Raw genomic sequence first — 4,945 nt, forward strand, 5'->3', positions numbered from 1 at the left:
TTAAATCACCAATAAGTTTTTAAATTTAAAAGAAAATCCATAAGAGTAATGCAATAAAAGCGGGACTTCCTTGTAAATATAAAATTTTAATTTTACCAGATGATAACCAACCATAAATTGCTGCTATAGAAATAAAGACTAAAAACATGGTAACTACAAAGAAACGTCCGGCGCTAGGAAGCAAAAATAGCGATAATAATAGTCCAACTCCTAAGAAACCGTTGTAGAGACCTTGATTGGCCATAGCAGTTCGTGCTTGTTCTTGTTTAGTATATTCGAGTGGTATATCAAAAGTTTGGGCGTGTTTTTCTGGCGTACCAAACATTTCGATGCGCATAATATACAGGGCTTCTAGAGCCACTAAAAATACGAAAAAAATTGCTAAATTGTGCATATCAAATTCCTCACACTTTAAAAAATAATTCAATTTCTATTCTAACAAAAATTCAAACTAAAAAGGCAGAAAATAGTAGTTTTTCCTCAAAATTCTAGAATTTTTTACAATTTAATTTTGTTCAACCTTATTTATATAGAAGTGAAATAATATGTTCTAACTTTAGAATTAGCAAAAAAACCGCTAGAAATCAGTGATTTTAGAATCGTAATCGAATTTCTAGTGGTTTTTCCTTTTTGAACTTTTTCATAGTCTCTTTAGCGGCGTTGCGTGCTTTGAACAAATATTTTTCGAATTGCAAAGTAAAGCAACGGGGCAAAAATTGCCGTTGAAATTGAATTGATAACCGTAGCTGGTAGGCTCATAAAAGATGCAACCAGTGCAGTTTTGATATTGGTACCGACCATCAGGGCTTCGACGATAGAAGTCCCATAGGAAGAAAAAATTTTAGTAATTCCGGCAATAATTGCTATGATAATGATATTTTTACGGTTATCTTGGTAACCCATTAATTTGTAAACACCAGTTACTACTGAAGCTACAAGCACCACTTCTAGCATAATTAACCATGAAGTAGCAGCATAACCATTTAATATGTCAAAACCACCAAGGCCAATAATACCAGCTAAGATACCATTCCGGTAGCCTAAAAATAGGATAGCCACTAAAGTTAAAGTGTTACCAAAATGGATAAAGGGGCGTCCCACCATAGCTGGGATTGGAATTCGTAATACCCAGATACCTATGTAAATAATTGCTGCAAATAAACCAGTTAAAATCAAGGTATGTAAAGAATTTTGATTATTACGAGGCATAGACTCACTTCCTTAATAAATAATTTCTTAGTTAAAAGAATAGCAAATAACTGGTCATAAAAATATACCCAAAATTAAAAAATAATTTAATACCAGATACAAAAAAGCCCAAATAAAAAAACCAAGTCAGTCAGACTTGATTATCATTAGAGATTTAAAGTAACTTGAACGGCCTTGCCCAGGATGCGGACATTGTCGTCTTTTTCGGGCACAATCACATCGTAATCAGGGTTAAGTGGGTAAAGAACCAATGAGTTACCTTGCTTTTTAACTTTCTTTAAGGTGGCATCTTCTTGATCATTCATTAAGACAGCCGCAATTTCCCCATTTTCGACAGTTGGTTGCAAGTTAATTAGTACTAAGGAACCATCAGGAATTGTTGGTTCCATGGAATGTCCCTTGGCCTCGAGATAGATAACATTACGGTGGGCAGCATCACGTGGTACTTCAATGTAAGATTCAATGTTTTCTTGGGCAGTAATTGGTGAACCGCAAGCAATTTTACCAATTACAGGTACTTTGACAAAATCAGTCACAGGTCCAAGGTCTACTTCATCATCGTTGATTAAGTAATCAGGACGAACTCCTAGGGCGTCAGCAAAGGCTGCAGTACGACTTAAAGGAAATTTGCGTGTTTTATTGAAGTAACGAGAAACACCGGACTTAGCCATGCCGACACGCTTGGATAATTCAGTAATTGAAATATGCTTTTGTTTAGCAATATCAATAATTAAATCAATGACTTGATCACTAGATCTCATTTCTTTCAGTCCTTCCAGGATAATTTAATAAGCTAATTTTAACACATAAGAACGATTTTGTAAAATTAAAGTTGACATAAAGAAACTAAAGATTTACAATACATATTGTTTCCATAAAGAAACAAAAATGTTTCTAAAATAGATAGATAAGAAATGTGAACTTGCTACTTATAGTTGAATAAAAGTCTATTTAAATTTATAGTTTACTACCCGAAAGAAAACATAAATTTTCTTATCGGCAAAGTAAGTCTAGATGTAACAAGGGAAAATATTAAAATAAAAATCCTTGTTATATAAAGGGATTTTTCGGTAAATGATTCGCTTTTCTAAAACGGACGAAAAATTTTTAAAAAGAGAAAAACCAGCCTACACTACTTATTTCTAATGGTATAGACGTTGCTAAGTGTAACCAAAAAGAATTTGTCTAAGACAATTTACTTGCAAAAAAATGAGGTTGAGGATATGATTATAAACGTAGATTTGATTATAGAGTTCGTTCTTTTAAAGCAACAAATTTTAAAGACTTAATTGAAACAACTTAAGCGTAATATAATTGTTAAAAGGAATAAGCTTAATTGGAGTGACTTAATATGATTAAAAATAGTCTAATTGCAACAAAGAAAAAAATTATTAATTATTTCGACCAACTATTGTCTGAAAGAGATTTAGACGGTTATTACTACTACGAAGCGGTTACGTTGCCCCCTAAGAGAGAAAAAGATATTCCTTATATGAAAGTTCTCAAGAAATAGGCAAATAGTTTGTAGTTTGGTGACAAAGAGGTTTAAAATAGGTTAACGACTGGAAAAGGAGTTTTTTGATATGGAACAAAATAACGGGCCATGGCCTGGTCCTAAGGGGTTAATTCCAGTGACAAGTGGGCGATCAGAAGATGCCAATTTAATTAATCGTCACTACTTGGATAGCATTTTAGTTGAAATGCGCATCCTTGATTCTGTCGAACCTGATTTAACCACAGAAATCTTTGGCAAGGAATTTGCCAGTCCGATTGTCATGCCAGCTTTCTCACACTTGAACAAGGTTGGAAAAAACGGACGAAAGCCAATGCGTGAAAATGCTTGGGCGGCCAAAAAAACTGGTATGATGAACTGGATTGGGATGGAAACCGATGGCACTTACAAGGAAATTTCCGAAGTAGGTGTGCCAACCATTCGTAACATCAAGCCATTTTCGGACCACAACATCATTTACAAACAAATTGAGTTCTCAAAGCAACATGATATTTTTGCTTTAGGGATGGATATTTGTCATGTACCTGGTAAAAATGGTAAGTATGATATTGTTGATGGGATTCCTTTGGGTCCTGTGACTGTTGCAGATTTAAAGAGTTATGTTCAAGCTGCCGGTGATGTACATTTGTTGCCAAAGGGGTTCTTTCAGTCCAGGATGCCCTCAAGGCTAAAGAAGCCGGGGTTAAAGGAATTGTTATTTCTCATCACCATGGTCGTTTAGCTTTCGCGACACCACCATTAATGATGTTACCAGCTATTAAGAAGGCCTTAGCAGGATCTGGAATCACCATCTTTGTTGACTGTGGCATCGAAACAGGTTACGATGCCTACAAAGCTTTAGCTTTAGGGGCTGACGCTGTTTCTGTGGGACGAGCTATATTACGTCCTTTGTTAGATGAAGCCACTCCAGGAGTCATGCGCCAAATTAAGAAGATGAACGAACAATTGTCGGAAATGATGATGTACACAAACATCTCCGACACTAAGTCCTTTGATTCTTCAGTTTTACATTTTCAATAAGAGTACAAATAAGTAAACTGGACTGGAAAAAGTCTTGTAAGTCAAAAGCCTTAAAAAATTACGTTCCAAACGCGTTGAATTTTTAAGGCTTTTATTTTCTAGCCTCGTTTTACTATAGCTAAATCGTCTAATATTTCCACCATAGTGTGGGGAATTGCTCTTGTATGATATGCAACTGCTTACTTTTGTGAATTATTTTCTTATGTAAAACATAAATAAGAAGTGGTCAAGGTTGATTAGCTCTTATTTTAAGATTTTTTCCGCTAAAATTGCTTCTCATGGTATAATACTAGAGAAAGCGAGGTATTCATTATATGAGAATTAAAGAATTCGCTTTACCATTGGCCCCACCTAAACTTGGATGCAGATAGGCTACGGCTTGTCTGCTCTAGTACGTATTTGGATTGAAAAATAAAAAGATACGGAGCAGATAACAAACCGCGCTTTGTTATTTGCATCCAAGAAGGAGCAAAAAACTAATGGTAGAAGCAATTAACTTAAAAAAAGGTATGATTTTTGAACAAAACGGAAAATTGATCCGAGTCTTAGAAACCAACCATCACAAGCCTGGTAAGGGCAACACTGTGATGCAAATGAAGCTAAACGACGTACGTTCAGGTTCCATTGTGCAAACCACGATGCGTCCTAGCGAAAAAGTAGAACTGGTCATGGTTGATAAGAAAAACGCCCAATATCTTTACAGCGAAGGCACCGTGGAAGTGTTCATGGATATGGAAACTTATGAACAATACGAATTAAACACAGACCAAGTTGCTGAAGAAAAGAAGTTCTTGATGCCTAACATGGAAGTTCAATTAGACTTTTGCAAGGGCGAATTAATTGGGATTACCTTACCATCTACGGTAGAAATGAAAGTGGTGGAAACAGCCCCTAACATTAAGGGGGCTACCGCCGCTGGTGGTGGGAAGCCAGCTACTATGGAAACTGGTTTAGTGGTAACTGTCCCTGACTTTATTAGCGTCGGAGACAGCTTAATCATTACGACCGCCAATGGTGAATACAAGAGTCGCGCGTAATTAAAGCAAATCAAAAAAAGGGATGGCCGCTTTGGTCATCCCTTTTTAGCTTAGTCTACTAGGATTATGAAGCCTTTTGGCGCTAGTTTATTTTTTGATAACCTGCTTGCAGTAGGATCGGTGTTGTCGTTGGGACTGACTGTACTTGCTTAGTGGTGGTTAACTA

Annotated in this window: 5 protein-coding genes and 1 pseudogene; 3 read left to right on the forward strand and 3 right to left on the reverse strand. The window is 36.0% G+C overall.

Going from position 1 to position 4,945, the window contains the following annotated elements; all coding sequences use genetic code 11:
• Positions 1-25: 25 nt before the first annotated feature.
• From JCM10991_RS11170 to JCM10991_RS11180, 3 genes are all read right to left on the reverse strand, one after another.
• On the reverse strand, positions 26-394 hold the full coding sequence (locus JCM10991_RS11170; protein WP_025021530.1) for a DUF1304 domain-containing protein: 369 nt from the start codon (positions 392-394) through the stop codon (positions 26-28).
• 257 nt (positions 395-651) lie between these two features.
• Positions 652-1,209, reverse strand: a complete 558-nt coding sequence (locus JCM10991_RS11175) for an ECF transporter S component (protein WP_025021531.1) — start codon at positions 1,207-1,209, stop codon at positions 652-654.
• Between the two features lie 146 nt (positions 1,210-1,355).
• Positions 1,356-1,970 (reverse strand): LexA family protein, encoded by a 615-nt coding sequence (locus JCM10991_RS11180; RefSeq protein WP_023858663.1) that lies wholly within the window; start codon positions 1,968-1,970, stop codon positions 1,356-1,358.
• Between the two features lie 590 nt (positions 1,971-2,560).
• On the opposite strand from JCM10991_RS11180, the gene JCM10991_RS15305 reads away from it, so the two are divergent.
• The 3 genes and pseudogenes from JCM10991_RS15305 to efp all read left to right on the forward strand — a co-directional run bounded on the left by JCM10991_RS15305 (position 2,561) and on the right by efp (position 4,779).
• Positions 2,561-2,722, forward strand: coding sequence for a hypothetical protein (locus tag JCM10991_RS15305; protein WP_023858664.1), 162 nt, complete (start codon positions 2,561-2,563; stop codon positions 2,720-2,722).
• 70 nt (positions 2,723-2,792) lie between these two features.
• Positions 2,793-3,742: pseudogene (locus JCM10991_RS13960) on the forward strand (alpha-hydroxy-acid oxidizing protein).
• Positions 3,743-4,221: 479 nt separating this feature from the next.
• The gene (gene efp / locus JCM10991_RS11195; RefSeq protein WP_025021532.1) at positions 4,222-4,779 is read left to right on the forward strand and encodes an elongation factor P; all 558 of its coding nucleotides are present in this window, start codon (positions 4,222-4,224) and stop codon (positions 4,777-4,779) included.
• Positions 4,780-4,945 lie beyond the last annotated feature (166 nt).

Source organism: Ligilactobacillus equi DSM 15833 = JCM 10991 (genome assembly GCF_000615765.1).
Classification (GTDB): Bacteria; Bacillota; Bacilli; order Lactobacillales; family Lactobacillaceae; genus Ligilactobacillus; species Ligilactobacillus equi.